The organism is Microbulbifer sp. HZ11 (assembly GCF_000708675.1).
Taxonomy (GTDB): Bacteria; Pseudomonadota; Gammaproteobacteria; order Pseudomonadales; family Cellvibrionaceae; genus Microbulbifer.
In genome coordinates this window covers 1,283,282-1,303,356 of the sequence record NZ_JELR01000001.1, presented here as the reverse complement: position 1 = coordinate 1,303,356, position 20,075 = coordinate 1,283,282, and the positions used below count along the sequence as shown (strand labels likewise).

General features: G+C 53.1%; 13 protein-coding genes. 8 read left to right on the top strand and 5 right to left on the bottom strand.

Translation table 11 applies throughout. The features are described from left to right. Window positions 1-173 precede the first annotated feature (173 nt). The 4 genes from AU11_RS05585 (at window position 174) to rpoS (ending at window position 4,224) form a co-directional block, all read left to right on the top strand. A complete protein-coding gene (locus AU11_RS05585; protein ID WP_197023772.1) occupies window positions 174-845 on the top strand; it encodes a protein-L-isoaspartate(D-aspartate) O-methyltransferase in 672 nt (223 codons plus the stop codon). Further along, window positions 845-1,846, top strand: coding sequence for a DUF368 domain-containing protein (locus AU11_RS05580; RefSeq protein ID WP_231491577.1), 1,002 nt, complete (start codon window positions 845-847; stop codon window positions 1,844-1,846). The genes AU11_RS05585 and AU11_RS05580 overlap by 1 nt, the downstream gene beginning before the upstream one ends. A gap of 206 nt (window positions 1,847-2,052) precedes the next feature. Beyond that, window positions 2,053-2,889 (top strand): peptidoglycan DD-metalloendopeptidase family protein, encoded by an 837-nt coding sequence (locus tag AU11_RS05575; RefSeq protein WP_369797800.1) that lies wholly within the window; start codon window positions 2,053-2,055, stop codon window positions 2,887-2,889. A gap of 273 nt (window positions 2,890-3,162) precedes the next feature. Continuing rightward, complete coding sequence (rpoS, locus tag AU11_RS05570; RefSeq protein ID WP_043317067.1) at window positions 3,163-4,224, top strand: RNA polymerase sigma factor RpoS; 1,062 nt, start codon at window positions 3,163-3,165, stop codon at window positions 4,222-4,224. 110 nt (window positions 4,225-4,334) lie between these two features. Here rpoS and AU11_RS05565 read toward each other — a convergent pair whose 3' ends face one another. From AU11_RS05565 to AU11_RS05555, 3 genes are all read right to left on the bottom strand, one after another. Continuing rightward, the gene (locus tag AU11_RS05565; RefSeq protein WP_043317066.1) at window positions 4,335-4,661 is read right to left on the bottom strand and encodes a YdbL family protein; all 327 of its coding nucleotides are present in this window, start codon (window positions 4,659-4,661) and stop codon (window positions 4,335-4,337) included. A 69-nt stretch (window positions 4,662-4,730) separates the two neighbouring features. Next, window positions 4,731-4,943 carry a YnbE family lipoprotein gene (locus tag AU11_RS05560; protein WP_231491575.1) on the bottom strand — a complete coding sequence of 71 codons (213 nt, stop codon included), beginning with the start codon at window positions 4,941-4,943 and terminating at the stop codon, window positions 4,731-4,733. 178 nt (window positions 4,944-5,121) lie between these two features. Next, window positions 5,122-8,265 carry a YdbH domain-containing protein gene (locus AU11_RS05555; RefSeq protein ID WP_043317064.1) on the bottom strand — a complete coding sequence of 1,048 codons (3,144 nt, stop codon included), beginning with the start codon at window positions 8,263-8,265 and terminating at the stop codon, window positions 5,122-5,124. Between the two features lie 20 nt (window positions 8,266-8,285). On the opposite strand from AU11_RS05555, the gene ggt reads away from it, so the two are divergent. Next, window positions 8,286-10,136 carry a gamma-glutamyltransferase gene (gene ggt / locus AU11_RS05550; protein WP_231491725.1) on the top strand — a complete coding sequence of 617 codons (1,851 nt, stop codon included), beginning with the start codon at window positions 8,286-8,288 and terminating at the stop codon, window positions 10,134-10,136. A 97-nt stretch (window positions 10,137-10,233) separates the two neighbouring features. Continuing rightward, complete coding sequence (pepN, locus tag AU11_RS05545) at window positions 10,234-12,873, top strand: aminopeptidase N (RefSeq protein ID WP_043317062.1); 2,640 nt, start codon at window positions 10,234-10,236, stop codon at window positions 12,871-12,873. 19 nt (window positions 12,874-12,892) lie between these two features. Here pepN and AU11_RS17700 read toward each other — a convergent pair whose 3' ends face one another. Beyond that, on the bottom strand, window positions 12,893-13,480 hold the full coding sequence (locus tag AU11_RS17700) for a histidine phosphatase family protein (RefSeq protein WP_197023771.1): 588 nt from the start codon (window positions 13,478-13,480) through the stop codon (window positions 12,893-12,895). A 44-nt stretch (window positions 13,481-13,524) separates the two neighbouring features. After that, window positions 13,525-15,084 (bottom strand): carboxylesterase/lipase family protein, encoded by a 1,560-nt coding sequence (locus tag AU11_RS05535; RefSeq protein ID WP_081847947.1) that lies wholly within the window; start codon window positions 15,082-15,084, stop codon window positions 13,525-13,527. Between the two features lie 615 nt (window positions 15,085-15,699). On the opposite strand from AU11_RS05535, the gene AU11_RS05530 reads away from it, so the two are divergent. Next, on the top strand, window positions 15,700-16,998 hold the full coding sequence (locus AU11_RS05530) for an MFS transporter (RefSeq protein ID WP_081848003.1): 1,299 nt from the start codon (window positions 15,700-15,702) through the stop codon (window positions 16,996-16,998). Between the two features lie 448 nt (window positions 16,999-17,446). After that, entirely contained in the window at window positions 17,447-19,885 is a 2,439-nt protein-coding gene (locus AU11_RS18255) for a BapA prefix-like domain-containing protein (RefSeq protein WP_156035147.1), read from the top strand. Window positions 19,886-20,075 lie beyond the last annotated feature (190 nt).

The window sequence follows — 20,075 nt, the reverse complement described above, 5'->3', positions numbered from 1 at the left end:
CTGCGCCGGCGGCCACCACCAGCCACCCGCTCGCTACGATTTTAGAAGTGTCCTTACGAATATAGAAACGACAACAAAAGTGACCGGGTGTGGAAAGCCATTCACCGGTCAATCGCCGGATAAAGCAGTATTTGGGGGCCGGTGATCCGCTTGTAGGGAGACTTTCAGTCCTAATGGATCGATTCAGACACGAAGGCCTGGGCATGACGTCCCAGCGTACCCGCAACCGCCTGATTCAGCGCCTGCGCGATGAAGGTATCAGCAGCGAGGACGTGCTGGATGTGATGGCATCCACACCTCGCCACCTGTTTCTGGACGAAGCCCTGGCCATTCGCGCCTATGAAGATACCGCGCTGCCCATTGGGTACGGCCAGACCATTTCCCAACCCTATATCGTCGCTCGCATGACCGAGTTATTGATAAGCCGCGCTCCGTCGAGGGCTCGGGTATTGGAGGTGGGTGCCGGATCCGGCTACCAGACTGCCATTCTCGCGCGCCTGGTCGATAAACTGTATTCCGTAGAGCGGGTCGAACCACTGTTGATTAAAGCGCGCCAGCGTATGCGAGAACTCGGGATCTTCAATGTGGAGATGCGACTGAGTAATGGTGGCTTTGGGTGGCCGGAGCAGGGCCCCTATGATGCCATTCTGTGTGCGGCGGCCCCCGCCAGCATTCCCGATGAACTGCGTGAGCAACTTGCCCCTGGGGGCGTACTGGTGATGCCCGTAGGGAGCGAAAGCCAATATCTCACCATTGTTACCCGCCGCGAAGAAGAAAACCGCTATGACGTTGAAAAGGCGGAGCCAGTGCGTTTTGTCCCTCTGTTGAGTGGAGTGGTACGTTGATGACTGAGGATGCCCGGGAAATGAAATCCGCCGCCGATGCTCGGCACCGCAGGTCAGTCTGGCGCAGCCGCTACTGGGGCGTCGGGGCACGAGGCCTCGCGATGGGGGCTGCGGATGTAGTACCCGGGGTGTCGGGTGGAACCATCGCCTTTATTACGGGTATTTACCAAGAATTGCTCGGCAGCCTGAGTAAGATTGGCCCCCATACCCTGGTGACACTGTATAAAGAAGGGGTTGCCGCAACCTGGCGGCAGATCAATGGCAGCTTTTTGCTGGCGCTGTTCGGGGGTGTCCTGATCAGTATCTTCAGCCTCGCCAAGCTGATCAGTTATCTGTTGGATAATTACCCAATCCTTGTGTGGGGGTTCTTTTTTGGCCTGATTCTCGCGTCCACTGTTCCCATTGCACGCCGGGTAGCTGAGTGGCGCTGGTCCAGCTGGGTCGCCCTGGTCGCCGGGGTTGCTCTCGCGATTCTGGTGAGTGAAATGCGACCCACCGCAATCGCGGCTACTCCATATACGCTCTTCTTCTCCGGAGCGTTAGCCATTTGCGCCATGATCCTGCCCGGTATCTCCGGTTCCTTTATTTTGTTGATGATCGGGATTTATCCCCAGGTCATTACTGCGGTACACCAGTTTCAGGTCAGTGCGCTAGTCTGGTTCGCCGCCGGCGCTGGTTGTGGGTTGCTGTTGTTCAGTCGCCTGCTGTCCTGGCTAATGTACCGATTCCCCTCCGTTACCCTGTCGTTTCTTGTGGGAGTGTTGCTGGGCAGCCTGAAAATTGTATGGCCCTGGAAACTGGCGGATAGTGTCACGGGAGGCCTCAGCAACGCTAAACTGGCGCCGACCCTATCCAACGTTCTCCCCTGGGACTTTGCTGTGGCCAGTGGGCAGCCGTCTTACCTGGTCGGTAGCGCCCTGGCTGCGCTTGCAGCAGTGGCGCTCGTATTATCGATTGAGTGGATCAACCATCACTACGTAGGAAAAGACTTACAAGGTTGAATGGCAATTTCTTACTGCGCATACAGCCGCAGATTACAGGGAATTGCCACCGGACTTCAGGGTCAAAATAGCGGGAAGTTGGCAGAGATCGCCAATTATTCGGTGATCCGGAAAAAGGCAGATTTAATGGCCGTCAACAGACGAGGAAATAGCAGTTTTCTTTAGACACTTTTTCCATAAATGCCCACCTTTGATGTAAAAAGAGAATAATGAAACGGCGCAATATTCGACAATTTGGACACCGGTTTTTCTCTTTGTGCGGAAGAATTTTGCGCCTTTGTCCGTTTTTTCAGGGGGCCAAGCTGCCCTTGCTTTGCGCTACCCTTTTGATCGTTTCCTGCGCCAGTAACCTGGCTCCCACGTCATCTCTCAACCAGCCACCTAGCCAGAAGATTCAGCACCATACCGTGAGTAAAGGCGAGACCCTTTATTCCATTGCATGGAGATATGGTAAAGATTTCAAGGACTTAGCGGCCATTAATCGTATTTCCTCGCCTTACCGGATTTTCCCGGGGCAACGCCTGGTTCTGACTGGGCGGGTACCTGCACCGGTAAGCAGGCCGCCAGTAAGACAAGCGCAAGTACCGAAGAAAGTCACGCGCAAGACTGTGGTCGCCCCTCCCAAAGCACCGCCCAAGGTTGTCAAGAAATCGTCAATTTCGGACAGAAACAAATTTGACATAAAGTGGCAGTGGCCGGTACGAGGGCGAATACTGTCCCGCTACCAGGCCAACAACCCCTTGCGAAAGGGTGTTGATATCGCCGGGAAAAAGGGGGAATCTGTTCAGGCAGCAGCGGATGGCACAGTGATTTACGCCGGAAGCGCACTGAGAGGTTACGGCAAGCTTTTGATCATCAAGCACAGCGAGGAGTTCCTCAGTGCTTACGCCCACAACGACAAGTTACTTGTTGGCGAGGGAGCGAAAATCAAAGCGGGGCAACGGATAGCGGAACTGGGTTCGAGTGGTACCGACCGCGATATGCTCCACTTCGAGATTCGCAAGAATGGTCAGCCGGTAGATCCACTGGTTTATTTACCATGATCTCCCGTGCTTACTGTCCTGCTTGGTCGGTGCATTGAGCTCCCTGTCTTTACGCTGTTGTGTAATAAAAATGGACTTTTATTTATAACCACTTGAGGTAGTCACCGGGATCGGCAGTAACTGCCCTGCAGTGACCCTACTTACCGACAGGTTGCCAACGAGGGTAACGTCGGTGAGTTGCCGGGAACGGAGGCTGTCGCACAGACAGCGACCGATTCAGCAATCGCGCGTTGTCATGCGGCTGATACAGGCAAAGTACAAGGAGTTGGGGAAATGGAAGCACAACGTCACGATCACCTGGACATTGGTGCAAGAGCGGAACTATCACCCGAAGCAATGGATCAGGAAGAATCCATTAAGGAAAGTAAAACAAGCCGTGGCCGGAGCAAAGCGGCAAAAAAAAGCTCTGAAACAATCTCACCGAAAACATCAACAACAGCAAAAAGCGCCTCGCAGAAAACACCCTCCCGAAAGCTCGAAGATTCTCATGGACAGAAGAATCTGGATGCTACCCAGCTGTATCTCAATGAAATTGGTTTTTCCCCTCTGCTCACCGCAGAAGAGGAAGTCTACTACGCACGTAAAGCCCTGCGTGGTGACGCGGCTGCGCGCAAGCGTATGATCGAAAGTAACCTGCGATTGGTTGTGAAGATCGCACGCCGCTATGTCAGCCGTGGCCTGGCGCTATTGGACCTGATTGAAGAAGGTAACCTTGGCCTTATTCGCGCAGTTGAGAAATTCGACCCCGAGCGTGGATTCCGCTTTTCTACATACGCCACCTGGTGGATTCGTCAGACCATTGAGCGCGCGATCATGAATCAAACGCGGACTATCCGTCTGCCCATTCATGTGGTTAAAGAGCTCAATGTGTATTTGCGCGCGTCCCGCGAGCTGGCCCAGAAGCTGGATCACGAGCCGACAGCAGAAGAAATTGCCAATCTGCTTGAAAAACCGGTCGAAGATGTTGAGCGGATGCTTGGCCTGAATGAGCGCGTTACTTCGGTAGACACCCCTATCGGGCCGTCGTCGGAAAAAACGCTGGTAGATACTATTCCGGACCAACAGGAGTCTGACCCCGCAGAACTGCTGCAGGACTCAGATCTGTTCGACAGCATTAACCGTTGGTTGGGGGAGCTGCCCGACAAGCAGTGCGAGGTGGTATCCCGTCGCTTCGGTCTGCGTGGTTACGAAGCCAGCACTCTCGAAGAAGTAGGGCGTGAGATTGGTCTCACCCGCGAACGTGTACGTCAGATTCAGGTAGATGCACTGAAGCGCCTGCGTGAAGTGATGGAAAGCCAAGGGTTGGATGGCATGTCACTCTTTGCCAATCTGTAATGGCCTGACGAGACAATCAAGTAATCCCATAAAAAACCCGCAAACGAGCAGTTTGCGGGTTTTTTTAATGTGCAACTTTCCTGGGATAGGACAGGAACATCGAAAGGGGCCTACTTCTGTTTCCAGCGGCCCAGATTATCCTGATAATACTCCCCTCTAGAAAGGCGGGCTTCCAGCTTCTCGGCTGCGCGAGCGGCGACCTGGCTGATATCTATATTGTTGCGCTTGGCGATCGCAGCATACTCCTGCTTGCGCTTGTTGTTCACTTCTGCGACCAGTTTTTCAACTTCAGGGGTACTGTCTTGCACGACAGCGATATAACCGCTGTTTGCTTCACCAACTAAGCCTTTAGATTGCGCTTCTTTCAGCGAAAGCGCACTGGCGGGCAGAGCGATAAGCAGGGCCAGGCCAAGCAGGCCGTTTATCAGTTTCTTCATGGATGGGTATCTGGACATTGTTTCAATTCCTTCTCTCATTCGATGCGGGGGATTCTGAAGCCTTGGACGTTAGAAAATCCCTTCCTTATCTTCAAACAGATCATCGAGTTCCTTGTCTACCCGCACTCGGATTTCATGCTCGATCTTTACGTTCAGGTTAACGGTAATCGGCTCGCTGGGCGCTTGAACCGCCACCGTAGGTGTACAAGCGGCTGTAACCACCCCCCCGAACGATAGCATCACGCACACGGTAAGCCTCTTGAATATTCCCGATTGCTTCACTGATGAACTCCTGTGTCTCTCAGGTTATGGGTTGCCAGGCCTCTTGTAGCGCAAATCGGCCCGAACCGAGTCACCTGGGAGCAGTTGATGATCACTATAGATACTGTCTGATTAACCGCACCTGAACAGGCTCATTCAGGCTCTTACACCGGCGCAGTATACGTCTAATACCCAGAATTTATTGTACCTGTCGCTCAAGCACGTCGGTGAGATCTCGGCTCGCCTGAAGTGACCGAAGCATCGAAGGGACGTTGTTTTCCAGGTTCAGGTTGATAATCAGATCCCGATTGGCGTCGATGGCCTTACTGTGCCCTGTGAGCTTCAGATTCAGCTTCAGGTCACCGCTCAATGGGTAGTTAATGGTGCCATGAATGTCGCGATAATTGTAATCTTCCAGCGCCCCTGCGAGGAGCTTGAGCTGCGGGTTACTGCCCAGCATGGAGGGTGAAAAAGCGCCATAATAGCGCAGGCGCCCACCAGGTGGGCGTGATTGTACAGAGCCTTTCTCGACGGTGATGCCTTGTGCGTCTGTGGTGATAGGAATAGTCGCATCAAGCAGGCCGCTGGCTGCAAAATGAGTGGATTCCATTTCACGGGCAAGTGCCCCGATAGCCAATCCGGTGAACTGAAGGTTGGAGTGTCGTTCCTCACCGTGAATATTCCACACCAGGCTATTTGACGTAAGTGCACCTTCGAGTAATTCCGCGGAGAAATTCCCCAGTGTCAAATCACCATTTTCCGCCAGCGAAAACTGAAAGTTTATGTTTTGTAGGGAGATCCCCGCATCTATCTGATCGATAGAAACCGGGGAGGGGGCCGCAGTGACCCATTGCGTATTCAGCGGGGTCAGGGCTATGTGGCCGTTTATCCCTATGGCAAAGCTACTGTTGTACTGGAGTGCGGTATTCAACCATTGAACACTGAGGTGATCACTCCCAGATACGGGCCAATGCAGTACGCCATTGGCCTTGATGGCCCCCTCCACAAGATCTACAGGTAACCCCTTTATCGCGCTGGCTAGTGTGCGCTTTGGTGAAAATTCGCTCCTTGGAACAGTAATTTCCAGACTGCCAGTGCCACCTTTCAGGTTGTGCCTCCAGGAAGACTCTATTGCCAATGGGCCTGCGGTGATTGTGCTGGTACCAGAAACAAGTTCATTGCGAAGCACCAGCTTCCCACTAGCTGTGAAGTCACTCTGGTACTGATTTAGGGCGTGGATACTCAGGTTTTCACTGCGAAAACCGGTTTCGGCGTTGAAGGGATGTGGGTGGTCGCGATGGTGAGTCAGCGATAGATCATCAAAAAATACAACCCCCTGCATGCGATTATCGTCAATTTGCAGAGGTGACAGGCTCACGGCTACCTGTGGGGCTGTGCACACCGTCAGTCCGTCTCTCAGCTCGCAATTGGCCTTCGGGACGAACAGTTCTGGATTCTCCACGGTAAGTGCATCAGATTTGAAGCTATGTGCGGTGAGGTTAAGTGTGTCGAGTGCAAACTTTAGGGGATGAGCGTCAGTTGAGCGGAGGGCCAGCTTTTCAACGGATATATCCGCCCTGGTTACACTGGCCTGCGCGTCGCGTAGCGTCAGCTCTTGGAGGTTGGCTTCCATCCTGAGAGAGCAATTTAACTGAGGGAGCTGGGTACATTCAATATTGGACAGCTGACCGTTGAGGTTCGCTGGGTTGGAAGAAGCCTCGGTAAAGCGAGCTTGCTGCGCACGCACAGAAATTGTTGGTGCCTTAAGGTCCAGTGGCCCCGGCAGCTTGGCGGCGGCAAGCTCCAGGGTGCCTTTACTTGAAGCCTGTACCCAGGCGCTTTCCCACTGGATTGCCTGCAGCGGATCGGCGTTCTCCGGGAATTCAAGCTGTACGGTGACGCTGTCTTTCAGTTTCACTTCGGCGATAAAGCTTTCAATCGATATGTCATCTGTCTGGGTCACCAGTGTTTTGATTCCTGGCAGGTAAAAACTGCCTAGGATGTCGATCGAACCCTGGGCGTGTGAAATTGGTAGTATATTGCCGACCGCTTGCCATTTTTCTGCACCCAGGAGCTGAAAGAGTTCGCTAAGTTGAGTGTTTCCTGCAAAGCCGACCCGCGAGACACTTTCCACCGTATCGAAAGTGAAAGTACCGTCGAACAGGGGAGATAGAGTTCCGGCCGGGTTGGAGTTGAGGGAGGTGCGAAGTCGGGCTTTTCCGTCAATTGAAGCGGCCGATAGCGGAAAAAGAGAGTGCAGTTTTACTTTAATCGGACTACTGGTCGAAAAAAACATACTGACTGATTGGCCCAGTACGTCACTTGGTAGGTCCAGTGCAAGTCCATCAGATCGGGCGGATACTTGCACCTGGGTGAGATCAGCGATGCCGGAGGGGTGGTCGGGAAGCACTCCCGTTAGCGCAAGAGTGAGTTTCCCTTTCATTGAATCCGGTTGCGGGAGCCAGCCGGTCAGGGCCTCACTTTGAAAACCCGTGTTCTTTATGAGCTCTGGTATTCGTTGAGTATCAACCTTCAGATCGGTCGTTACTTGCCACCTTTCGCTCGCACTAGTCGGCGTCAGGCTGGTGCTTGTCATTGCAACCGAATGTCCGTTCTCTCGAATATCCAGTGAAAACACGATTGATGCGTTGTCGCTTCGGGCGTGGATATCCAGTGAGCACCGGTCGCAGTGGGTACTGCGCAACTTTGCGGTCAGCTCGCCAGGGCTAGGCTGCTCTATCGAAAGGGCAAAAGGGGCGGCCAGTACAGCTGGCCAGTGAATTTCCGGAAGTGAGAGCTTGTGGAGTGGAAAACCGCGTAAGTGTTTCAGAATCTCGGTAATCGAGCGCTGAGCATACTCTTCGCCGTTAATTGCCTCGATAGCGTCCGTGGGTTGCGTGCTTGTATCACCCTCAATACCGGAGCGCGGTGCAGAACTATCATTATTGTCTCTATCGCTACCCTTGCTGCTTCGTCGAGAAGTGTTCGCGGTGTCAACGGATACCTGCGCGGCGGATAGCTGGGATCTTGCAGCCGCCCCACGGGCACCTGGTTTGACGAGTGCGCCCATCAGCGAGGACAGGTCAGTGATGCGGGCGTCTTGCACTCTGATGGAATATTGGTCGTTTGATGTTAGCTTGAGGTGCTCAATATCTGCACGAATTCCCCCCTCGGACCAGACCAGGGTAAAGCCGTGAAGCTCCGTCAGAGTTACACCATTCAGTTGGCTGTTTACCAGCTTGGGGACCCAGATATAACGTGTGACCCAGATAGTGGCCCCAAGCAAAGCCAGAACGACCGCGGAAATTGCGGTAAAGACGATAAAACGGGACGCAAGACGCACAAATACCTCGGTTGACCGGCATGTCTAATACGGAGAGACTTGCCCTGAGAATAACGATAGGGGCAGTAATTGTGAAATTCGAGATGACAGTTTTTATTTCCCGCTGCGTCAGCAAAGTATTAACAGGCTGGGGGCGACATGGCTGGGGGAATCGGCGCCGATACACGGGCTCTGGAGCACTGCGTGCCACGGGTGCATTTGTGGCATCGCTGTTGTTCACTGCCAGTGTGTATGGGTATGACCGTGTCAACGGGGAGGGGTTCGCCAGCCGTTCACCGGTTTTGGCCACCCAGGGCATGGCGGCGACGAGTCAACCCCTGGCAACTCAGGTCGCGCTGGATATCCTCAAGCAAGGGGGGAATGCCATAGACGCAGCGATTGCCGCCAACGCAGTGCAGGGGCTAATGGAGCCTACAGGAAATGGTATTGGCGGTGATCTATTCGCGATTGTCTGGAGCGCAAAAGACAAGAAGCTATACGGTCTGAACGCCAGTGGTCGCTCGCCGAAATCTCTGACTTTTGACTATTTTGCCGACAATAACCTGGATAAGATCCCCTCTCATGGGCCATTGCCCGTCTCCGTCCCCGGTGCGGTTGATGGGTGGTTTGAATTGCATTCGAAATTTGGCCAATTGCCGATAGAAAAGCTGCTAGCCCCCGCGATTCAATACGCGAACGACGGGTTTCCGGTGACCCAGCTGGTTGCTTATTACTGGAACCGCTCTGTGCCCATTCTTGAGAAGTTTCCAGGTTTCCGCGATACCTTTATGCCCGGTGGTAAAGCGCCCACCGAGGGCGATCTATTCCGTAATCCTCGCCTTGCCAAGACATTACAGAGAATTTCCGAAGGTGGTCGTGACGCGTTTTACAAAGGCGAAATCGCGCAGGAGATTGATCGTTACATGAAGCAAAATGGCGGATTCCTTTCCTATGAGGATCTTGCCAGCCACACCTCCGATTGGATCGAACCGGTGTCCACCAACTATCGCGGTTACGATGTGTGGGAGCTGCCGCCCAACGGGCAGGGGATAGCCGCTTTGCAGATACTGAATATCCTGGAAGCCTATGACCTGAAGAAGTTGGGGCGTACCAGTCCAGAGTATGTCCACCTGTTTGTGGAAGCGAAGAAACTGGCATTCGAAGACCGCGCAAAATATTACGCAGACCCCGCTTTCAATCAGCTACCAGTCAAACAACTGATTTCTAAGTCTTATGCAGACGAGCGCCGTAAACTGATCAATCCGGATAAGGCTGCTAAACGCTATGATGCAGGTAATGTGGCGCTGCGCCATGGAGATACGATTTATCTCACTACCGCCGATAAAGATGGAAATATGGTTTCCCTGATCCAAAGTAATTATCGAGGAATGGGCTCAGGAATGACCCCCGGTAAACTCGGCTTTATATTGCAGGATCGAGGTGAGATGTTCAGCCTGAAAGAGGGACATTTCAACCAGTACGAGCCCGGAAAGCGCCCTTTCCATACGATTATCCCAGCGTTTGTCACCAAAGACGGTAAGCCCTGGTTGAGTTTCGGAGTAATGGGGGGCGCTACACAACCGCAGATGCACGCGCAGATTGTCATAAATATGGTGGACTTTGGTTTGAATGTTCAAGAGGCCGGCGATGCACCGCGCATTCTGCATAGCGGTTCCAGCCAACCCACGGATGAGTTGATGGAAGATGGCGGCTATATCAGCCTAGAGGACGGCTTTCCCATGGAAACCCGACGAAAACTGGTGCAAATGGGGCATAGAATTCGCTTCGAGAGCGGCCCCTACGGAGGGTACCAAGGCATTCTGAAGGCTGACAATGATGTATATCATGGCGCATCGGAAAGCCGTAAAGACGGGCATGCAGCTGGTTATTGAGGTCGGTTGACTCAGTAGACTGAATAGATGGAAGTCGGGCGTCGACGAGCGAAAGCACTGCAGTCTCGCCCCCAGGTTTTACAAGAGATTGTTTGGAATGAAAGAAACACAGCCACGCACCATATACCTGAAAGACTATCAGGTGCCCAACTATCTGGTGGATCGAACAGAACTCACCTTCGATCTGGACCCGCACGCTACCCTGGTCAAATCGCGCCTTTATGTGCGGCGCAATCCGGAGGCTGATATCAATGGTTCACTACCGCCACTTTGGTTGGATGGCGTAGATCTGGAGCTATTGTCGATTGCGATAGATGGTGAGCTGCTTCCTGCCCAACGGTACACAGAAAAGCCTGGCGGTCTCTTATTGAGTATCGATAAGGCGGAGTTCGAGCTGGAAGTTCAGACGCGGATAGCACCGGAAACCAATACGTCTCTGGAAGGACTGTATCTGTCTAATGGCATGTACTGTACTCAGTGCGAAGCCGAGGGCTTTCGCAAAATTACTTTCTACCCAGACCGCCCGGACGTGATGAGTGTGTTCACCACGACCATCGTTGCCCCTGCGACGTACCCCGTACTATTGTCTAACGGCAATAAAATAGACAGTGGAACCACTGCAGATGGCCGTCTGATCGTGACCTGGGAAGATCCTTTCGCCAAACCTTCCTATCTGTTTGCTCTGGTCGCAGGCGATTTACAGCTTGTAGAGGATCATTTCACTACCTGCAGTGGACGTAAGGTCACCTTGCGACTGTACACGGAGCCAAAAAATATTGGCAAGTGCGAACATGCAATGATCTCACTCAAGCGCTCCATGAAATGGGATGAAGAAGTGTATGGCCGGGAATACGATCTGGATATTTTCATGATCGTGGCTGTAGACCACTTCAATATGGGCGCGATGGAAAACAAAGGGTTGAATATTTTCAATTCCGCCTGTGTGTTGGCAAGCCCGGAGACCGCCACAGATGCGGCATTTCAGCGTATTGAAGCAATTGTCGCCCACGAATATTTCCACAACTGGTCGGGCAACCGGGTCACCTGCCGCGACTGGTTTCAGTTAAGCCTGAAGGAGGGGTTCACTGTATTCCGCGATGCGGAGTTTTCTGCAGATATGAACTCTCGCGCAGTTAAACGCATTGAGGATGTCACTCTTTTACGGACCGCGCAGTTTGCCGAAGACGCCGGCCCCATGGCTCACCCTGTCCGTCCCGATTCCTATATGGAAATTTCAAACTTTTATACCCTCACCGTCTATGAAAAAGGCGCAGAGGTAGTGAGAATGATTCACACCATTCTTGGTGCTGAGGGCTTTCGCCGTGGTAGTGATCTGTATTTCGAGCGCCATGACGGTCAGGCAGTTACTTGTGAAGACTTCATTGTGGCAATGGAGGACGCCAACGGCGTGGATCTGAAACAATTCCGTCGTTGGTACAGTCAGGCCGGTACTCCGGTACTGGATGTGGATGACTCGTACAATGCTGAAACCAGGGAGTATCGCCTGACCATTCGTCAGCACACCCCGAATACACCAGGTCAGTCAAACAAGTTACCCCTGCACATTCCTGTAACCATAGGCCTGCTCGGTAGGGATGGCAGTGAACTTGCTCTGGATGAGTCGGGAGATGTAGAGCGAGTTTTACACCTCACCGAATCCAGCCAGGAATTTATCTTCCGGAATATTCCTGAACAACCATTGCCCTCACTGTTACGCGGTTTCTCGGCGCCGGTCAAATTGCGGTACGGCTACAGCGAGGAACAGTTGCTGTTTTTAATGCAGCACGATAAAGACCCATTTAACCGATGGGACGCGGGGCAGCGGCTTGCATTTAACGCACTGTCAAAACTGCAGAGTGCCTTCCGTAGCGGGAGCGAGTTGGTGGTGCCGAAAGCGTTGGTGAAAGGGCTTTCGGCGGTTTTGGAAAATGCACAGCTGGACCCTGCATTGATCGCAAAAATGCTGACGCTACCCAGTGCCCAGGAACTGGCGGAGCACGGGGAGGAAATTGACGCCCAGGGGATCATCGCTGTACGTAAGTTTTTACGAGATGCGCTGGCTAACGCATTAAAAGCGAAGCTGCTAAAACGTTATGAAGCACTTGATTCCTCAAAGCCCTATCGCCCTACGGCCGATGATATTGCCGAGCGTAGCCTGAAAAATACGTGCTTGTATTATCTGTGCGCTACGGGTGAGAAAGAAACACTGGCTCTGGCGGAGTCACAGTTGGCCCGTGACGACAACATGACCGATAGCGCTGCGGCACTGGCAGCCTTGATTGAATTTGGTCCCGCGGAGCAGGCCCAGGCTCATCTGGATGCGTTCTATGAAAAATGGCAGCACGATACACAGGTCGTGGAGACTTGGTTTGGTCTGCAGAGTAGTAGTCCAACGTTCGGCACCTTGGCCAGGGTGCGCACTCTCATGCAGCACAGTGCTTTTGAAGTCAAGAATCCGAACAAGGTAAGGGCGGTGATTGGTGGTTTTGCTATGCGAAATTTCACTCAGTTCCACGCTGAAGATGGTAGTGGGTACGGATTTCTTGCCGAGCAGGTTATCGCGCTGGATAAGCTGAACCCACAAGTGGCGGCGCGGATAGTAGTCCCGCTGACTCGCTGGCGAAAATATCGTGCGGATGAATCTGTACAGATTCAAACGGCGTTGAAGCAGGTGCACGATAGCGGGGAGCTTTCCAGAGATCTCTACGAAGTAGTGAGTAAGAGCCTTGCGGACTGACACGGTGGGCAGAGAGCGGCTACTGGATCTGGTTCCTGGAGGCGCGTTCCTGCCCCAGCCTGACGATATTGAGCCTGCCGCTGCCTGACTTCAGGCTCAAGTGGGTTTGCGAGGTGTAGTCTGCAAGAAACTGGGTGACTCGGTGATCTCCGCGGATCGCTGCTACCACGGTATTAATCACCATAAAATGGCAGAATATCAGAGTGGTATGGACCCCCTGATCGGTCTCCTGCTTTATCAGGGCCTGCAATATGCGCCTACGCCATAAAACCTGCTCTGAGGTCATGCTTTCCCAGCTGCTGTTCAGAAACTCTTGAATCCATGCCCCGCGTTGGGCCAAGGGGATGTTCTCCGGTGATGGGATCTCGATGAAATCATCAGATCTCAAGATTGATTTTTTCCAAAGGTTGGATACCGGCCTTGCGGTTTGCAGTGCGCGTGCTTTGGGACTGCTGATTAGCCGGACTCCGGCGCCATGGGGATACTGCCGCTGCAGGTCTTTCGCTAATTCCGTGGCCTGCCGGCGCCCCTGCTCGGTTAGGTCCGGGTCGCTTTCCGTCGGTGACTTAGCGGCTTCCCCGTGGCGGATCAGTACGATGTTATGCATTGTCGGACGCTTCATTAGAATCTGGAGCACTGATTCTACGTATTTTATAGGAAACCGCGTAATTGCTGGTCGTCCAGGTCTGCCCACAGAGACTCTAATGCGGCGGGGTTGAGAGCTCTATCGGACTGATCCCCAAACTGTTGGCTGTGCCCCGATTCATACCCGGGCCAGTGATCGCCTGGCTCGCCGGTCTCGGCAAATCTCAGCCAGGCATCACGCATTGATGCACTAAGGATATGTGGTTCGGTTTCACCGCCATAAAAATGAGCCAGTTCTTCTGCGCTATGGGTGCCAAACACGTATCCCAATTCAGCGGCATGGCAGGCGCCCAACAGGGGCTGAGCGCTGAGTGGATGGGTGAAGTGATAATGATAGCGCTTGCCTTGATGCGCACTTAAAAGCCGAAGCCCGGGAACAGTGAATACCATGTCGGTCAACATCAGATTCCAGGCGCGACTCCATAAGGGCCACGGATTTTCCGCCATAGACTCCGCGCGGCCGCGGTAGTGTTCGAGCAATGGGGCTATCAGTGGCGCAGGGATGATGTGTTGCAGATGTGTGCGAATTTGCTGGTCATCAAGGGTGTAGCTCTCCGGCCTGGCCGCGCTGAAGAGGTTCCACTCATCGCTGTTACTTCCGACCATCATCGCAACATTGGCTGCGGCGGGATTTTTCAGCGCATCGACGGGAGCTTTGTGTAGGAAGTTTCCATCTTGTACTGGCTTAAATGGTAGGTGGCCCCATTGTTTGTCGGTCGCAGGGTCGTCCAGCAAGGTAGCCTGTGCTTTCAAAAGCTGTTGCACTGTGACTTGATGAATGGGTGTGTGCGTATCGATCTGTAGTGTTTCCAGAAAAGACTCTGCCAGTTCGTTCGCGGCCGTCGGAGGATGGTAAACCCCGGGGTTGCCGCTCTGCACAATTGCCTTGTGGAAAAGCTTTCCACAGATAGGCTCCGGTTGCTGCGGGCAGGCAGAAAATAGCGAAGCAATGCTCATTGCACCCGCTGATTCGCCAAACAATGTGATGTTTCCTGGGTTTCCCCCGAATGCGGCGATATTTTTCTGTACCCACAGGAGCGCAGCCAGCTGATCCATTAGCCCCTCATTTCCGGTAGCGGGTATTTCACTGATGTCACACAAACGTAAAAAACCGAATGCGCCCAGGCGATAATTCAAGGTCACCACTATGGCGCGACCGCTCGCCGCCAAGTACTTGCCATCATAGAGTGCCTGATTACCGGAGCCCAGATAAAAGGAGCCACCATGAATCCAGACCATGACTGGTAGCTTTTCTTGTTGGGGATTCAGGGGGGCATAGACATTCAGGTAGAGGCAATCCTCTGAATCCGGCTGCTCACCGTTGGGCCCACGAATTTCGAACAAGGATGACGGATTTTGCGGGGCGGGCATTCCGTAACGGGTGGCCTCCAGTACCCCTTCCCAGGGGGATAAGGGGTGAGGCGCTCGCCACCGAAGCTCTCCCACTGGTGGCTTAGCGTAAGGAATCCCCAAAAACTGCATCACCGAGTGTTGTGGTTCCAGTTTCCCTTTGACTGCTCCACAGGGGGCATCGATCAGCAGCGTATCATTCGGTGGGGTTTGCATCGGTATCCAGTCCTGCGTGTTTGTCGTGGTTCAGCAACCGCTTAGGGGATGCGCTGGGCAGAGCCTCTGTCAGTATAGAAGCTGTCACATTCCTGCAGATTCGGGCGCCGTCTATTAAGAAAATGTTTCCGGGCATTAATTGACGAATACGGTTGCATCGACCCGCTGTTGAGATATGATTAAAAGGTTACTGTCCTGCTCATACTAAAATGCAGGTACACAGACAAATCGGCCATCCCCCCTAACCAGAGCATTTTTCATGTTGAATAAACTTTTAGGCGCCGTCTCTACGTGCTTACGGAATCAAAAGATGACCGTAGGTACTGCTGTGTCTAGTGTGCAACATGCCCTGGCCGACTACGTATCGGACGCTTTGTCCGGTGTGTCTCTATGTACTCTGCTATGCACCAAGTCTTCGGGAACTGAATATTCCGCAATGGCGCATGTTGGTTCTGCGATTGTGTGTAAAGTACACCAAGTGCGTAAGACCCGCTATTTGTTAACCTGACAGTCAAATTGAATTGTGCTGGAGGGTTTTCCCAAGACCCTCCCCAGAAAACCCGGAGCGTCTTGGCCTCCGGGTTTTTTTTTGCCGCAAATTTGGGAGATAACGGCATGGACAGGCAGTGGTGGCAATCACTTTATGGCTTACCGCCTTTGATTTGGGTCGTTCTGATCGGCAGCTTTTTTGGCCGCGGTACCTATTTTATGGTGTGGCCTTTCCTTGCGGTGATGCTGCACGAAAAATTTTCTCTGACTCCCGGCACTATTGGGGCAGTACTCAGTATTTCAGCGATGTGTGCCGCTGTTCTGGGATTCTATACCGGTGCGCTGTCCGATCGATTTGGCCGAAAGTTCCTGCTGTTGGCAGGTACGCTGATTAATGTTTTTGCCTTCTGTTGTCTCGCCGTAGCCGATAGCCTGTCGGAGTTCGCGGTGGCGATTACCTTAAGTGCGATTGGGCGGTCAGTATGGGAGCCACCGGCGATGGCAATGTTTGGTGACTTGATACCAGATAAAAGCGTACGCGAGCTCGCACTTCAATTTCGCTATTTTCTGATTAATGTGGGTAGTGCCCTGGGGCCGATGATTGGTGTATGGGTTGGTATAAGTGCTCAACAGACAACATTCGGCGTAACTGCGGTGAGCTACCTAGGTCTGTTTATCGCTTTTTTGTGGGCGTTTGTCGTTTTACGGCCGGCATCCGAGAATCGAAACAACGAGGGTCCTGCGACGAGCTTCGCGAGCACTTTGCGTGTACTTTCTCAAGACACAATATTTTTGGTAACGATTTCGGCGAATATTCTCGCGCTTTTCATATACGCGCACATGGATTCAAGCCTGATACAGTACCTGACGGTGAGTGATGCCCCCAGGGTTGTATCTCTTATTTCAAGTATGATCCTGATCAATGCATCGACCATCGTATTTCTGCAGTTTCCTTTGCTGCGCTTCATGCGTCATCTGGCCGTCAATCAACGTATCTTGATAGGGCTGGTTGTACTGGCGTTTGGTCAGCTCTGGTTTGCATTCAATCCCGTTCAGTGGTTTTACGGTTGGTTGGGAGCAACATTTCTGATCAGCATTGCAGAGGCAATTTTGTTTCCAAATATGAGTGTCCAGATAGACCGAATGGCGCCCGCAAATCTTCGCGGTAGCTACTTTGGCGCAACCAGTCTGTATGCGTTCGGTTGGTCCAGCGCCCCCCTGGTAGGTGGATTTACAATCCAATTTCTGGGGGGGCAGGTCTTGTTTCTGGGGACATTTCTCTTGTGTCTTTTGGTAATGCTTTTGTACGTTTACGCCGGAAGACTCGCTGTATCATCGGTGATCGAATCCCCGATCGAGGAGAAAGTGGGTAAAAGTCCTGGGGTTGAATCTGAAAAGCCCACTCCGGTTCAATCTGCTGTCTGACACCGATCTCAACATTCACCTGCATCGCGGCCTTCCTTGCGGAGGGCCGCCACTTCATTCGTCGTTATTTCGGACGGCAGTCTTTCCGATCACCGCCTGGTGATCCCGGTTGAGGCATCGCCACGCCAGAGGTCTTTGTTTGGCGTGAGACCTTGTTTGTTGGCGCTGTATATGGTGATGCTGAAAATCGGTTCCGCTCAAATTGTGACCAACTTCAGATTATGTAGCGGATAAATTTAGCTATTGGCGCAAATATATCTTTCTTCGCATATATTCATTTTTTTAAACGAACGCCGTTAACTTGAAAAATCTGAATAACTCATCCATACCAAAGTATGTGTGATTAAAAATTACACAGATTGTGCAGGTGGTGATCGCCCCGGAGGTGTGGCAGTCATCAGATTCTTTGGGGTCCATCAGAAAGTGATGGAAAGAAAAGGTATGCAGGATGCAAACCCAGGTAGTCGATAAGTCTAGCGGCGCCTTGAGTTCATTCGATTCCACCCACGTGGTTTTAGATGCACCAGGGTTCGTAAAACTTCAGTTAGCGCAGAGCGAAGTGCGTGCGTTTTCAAGGGCAGGAGATGATCTGATTATTCAGCTCGCTTCTGGTGAAGTCGTTACGATCGAGAATTTCTATCTCGCAGATGTAGCAGATATTCAAAGTGATCTGTTCCTGGAAGACCCGGATTCAGGCGCCGTGCTGCTTGCGCAGAGGGGCGTGGATGGCTCCATCTTTTCCATGGCTCAGGTCAGTACCAGCTCGGACCTTGCTGGCGTCGTTCCGCCTACGGGAGATGTGGTTTGCCCCTGGGTCTGGGCGGGGCTCGCGGCGCTGGGAATCGCGGCAATCGCCCATGCAGTCGATGACGATGATGACGACAATGAGCGTGGAACATTTGAACCATTTTTAAGACCTACGCCATTTTCCGCCCCCCCACCGCCACCCGCACCTCCCCCCGCCGAAGAACCTCCGGTAATCGATCCTCGAACAAACGAGCCCCCGCCGCCACCACCACCGGATGGCGATGCCGATGCGGATTCCGACGCGGATGCAGACGCTGATGCGGACGCGGACGCGGACGCGGACTCGGATGCGGATGCCGATGCGGATGCCGATGCGGATGCCGATGCGGATGCGGATGCGGATGCGGATGCCGACGCCGATGCTGACGCCGATGCCGATGCCGATGCCGATGCCGATACCGATGCCGATGCCGATGCCGATGCCGATGCCGACGCTGATGCCGATGCTGACGCCGATGCCGATGCTGACGCCGATGCCGATGCCGATGCCGATGCCGATGCCGATGCCGATGCTGATGCTGATGCTGATGCCGACGCCGATGCAGACGCCGATGCGGACGCCGACGCCGATGCTGACGCTGATGCAGACGCCGATGCGGATGCGGACGCTGACGCCGATGCAGACGCAGACGCCGATGCAGACGCCGATGCAGACGCCGATACCGATGCGGACGCCGACGCCGACGCCGACGCGGATGCCGATGCGGATGCGGATGCGGACGCGGATGCCGATGCGGATGCCGATGCGGACGCAGACGCCGATGCAGATGCAGATGCCGATGCCGACGCCGATTCAGATGCCGACTGTGATAAGCCTTGCCATCATGGCTGTGAAATAAATGTTGATGTTGACGTAGACATTGATATCGACTGCAAATCAGATGACACGGACGCCGATGCTGATGCGGATACCGATGCAGACGCTGATGCCGACGCTGACGATGAAAGTGACTGGCATTTTGAATACGATCTCGCGTTGCACGGATACGATATAGAAATAGATATCGATATCGATTTCGAGAAAGTTAAAAATCCCGATCCGGATCATTGTGGTAAAGATTGCGAGATCAACCTTGACGTTGATATTGACATCGATATCGAGAAAGACTGCAAAATGCCGCCTGATGACGATGGGGACGCAGACGCAGACGCAGACGCAGACGCAGACGCAGACGCAGACGCAGACGCAGACGCAGACGCAGACGCAGACGCAGACGCAGACGCAGACGCAGATGCCGACGCAGATGCCGACGCAGATGCCGACGCAGATGCCGACGCAGATGCCGACGCAGATGCCGACGCAGATGCCGATGCAGATGCCGACTCAGATAGTGATCTAGATAATGCGATCTCTTACGTGGCATTCCGTCTCGAAGACGGCCGAATTATCAAGGTTGAGGGGTTTGAAGGTGAATTTGCGGAAATAAAGGACCCATCTTATCCGGAAACACTGTATGACTGCATCGAGGATGAGTACGGCTCACCGGTAGATACCGATGGCCTTCTGGATCCTTACATCATCAAGGCGGGTAATAACCATTACGACCCCGATGGTAATGAGGTCACTACGGCTGGCTGGCCGGTCAATATGTCCGGAAATGTCGGCGGTCCCGGTGTCGCGGATACCATCGATGTGGGTGATCTGTGTGATGATCAGGACATGCAGAGCCTCGCGGGTGCTGATTCACCTATGACCATGGCACTAGAAGAGAGTCTAGATAGCGAGCTCGGGAACAATGGTCACGATGCTCTCGATGTGGAAGCCCTGGAAGCGCTGATCGAGTCCCAGATTGAACATATCCTGGAATATACCCTGGAGTTAATGCTCGGTAATAAAGATGACGATTGTGGCTGCCCGGCGTCACCCGGCTCCGGTGATGCTGTTCCGACGCCAACTCTGGAAGATCTTTTGAGCGATTATATCCTTGGCGATCACTTACCGGGTACCGGTATGAATGATCTACTTGGAGATGCGATCTCTCAACAGCTCTCTCTTGCAATTGGCTCTGAAGTCGCGGTATCCAATTTCGATGATCCAACACAGGACATCTGGCAGCAGGGCGGTACATACGAGCTCTAAACATGATTTCAGCATTTGCCCGATAACTTGGGCGCCACAAGCACCGGGCTAAAAACCCGGTGCTTTTTTATTGAGCTAAACTTTATGCGGCAATAGAAATAAATTCCCGCACAGGGCCAAAAGGTCACCGAATCGCCAGGATGCGATTGAGTTGCGGCACAAAAAAGTGAATAAATGTGAGCCAGCGATA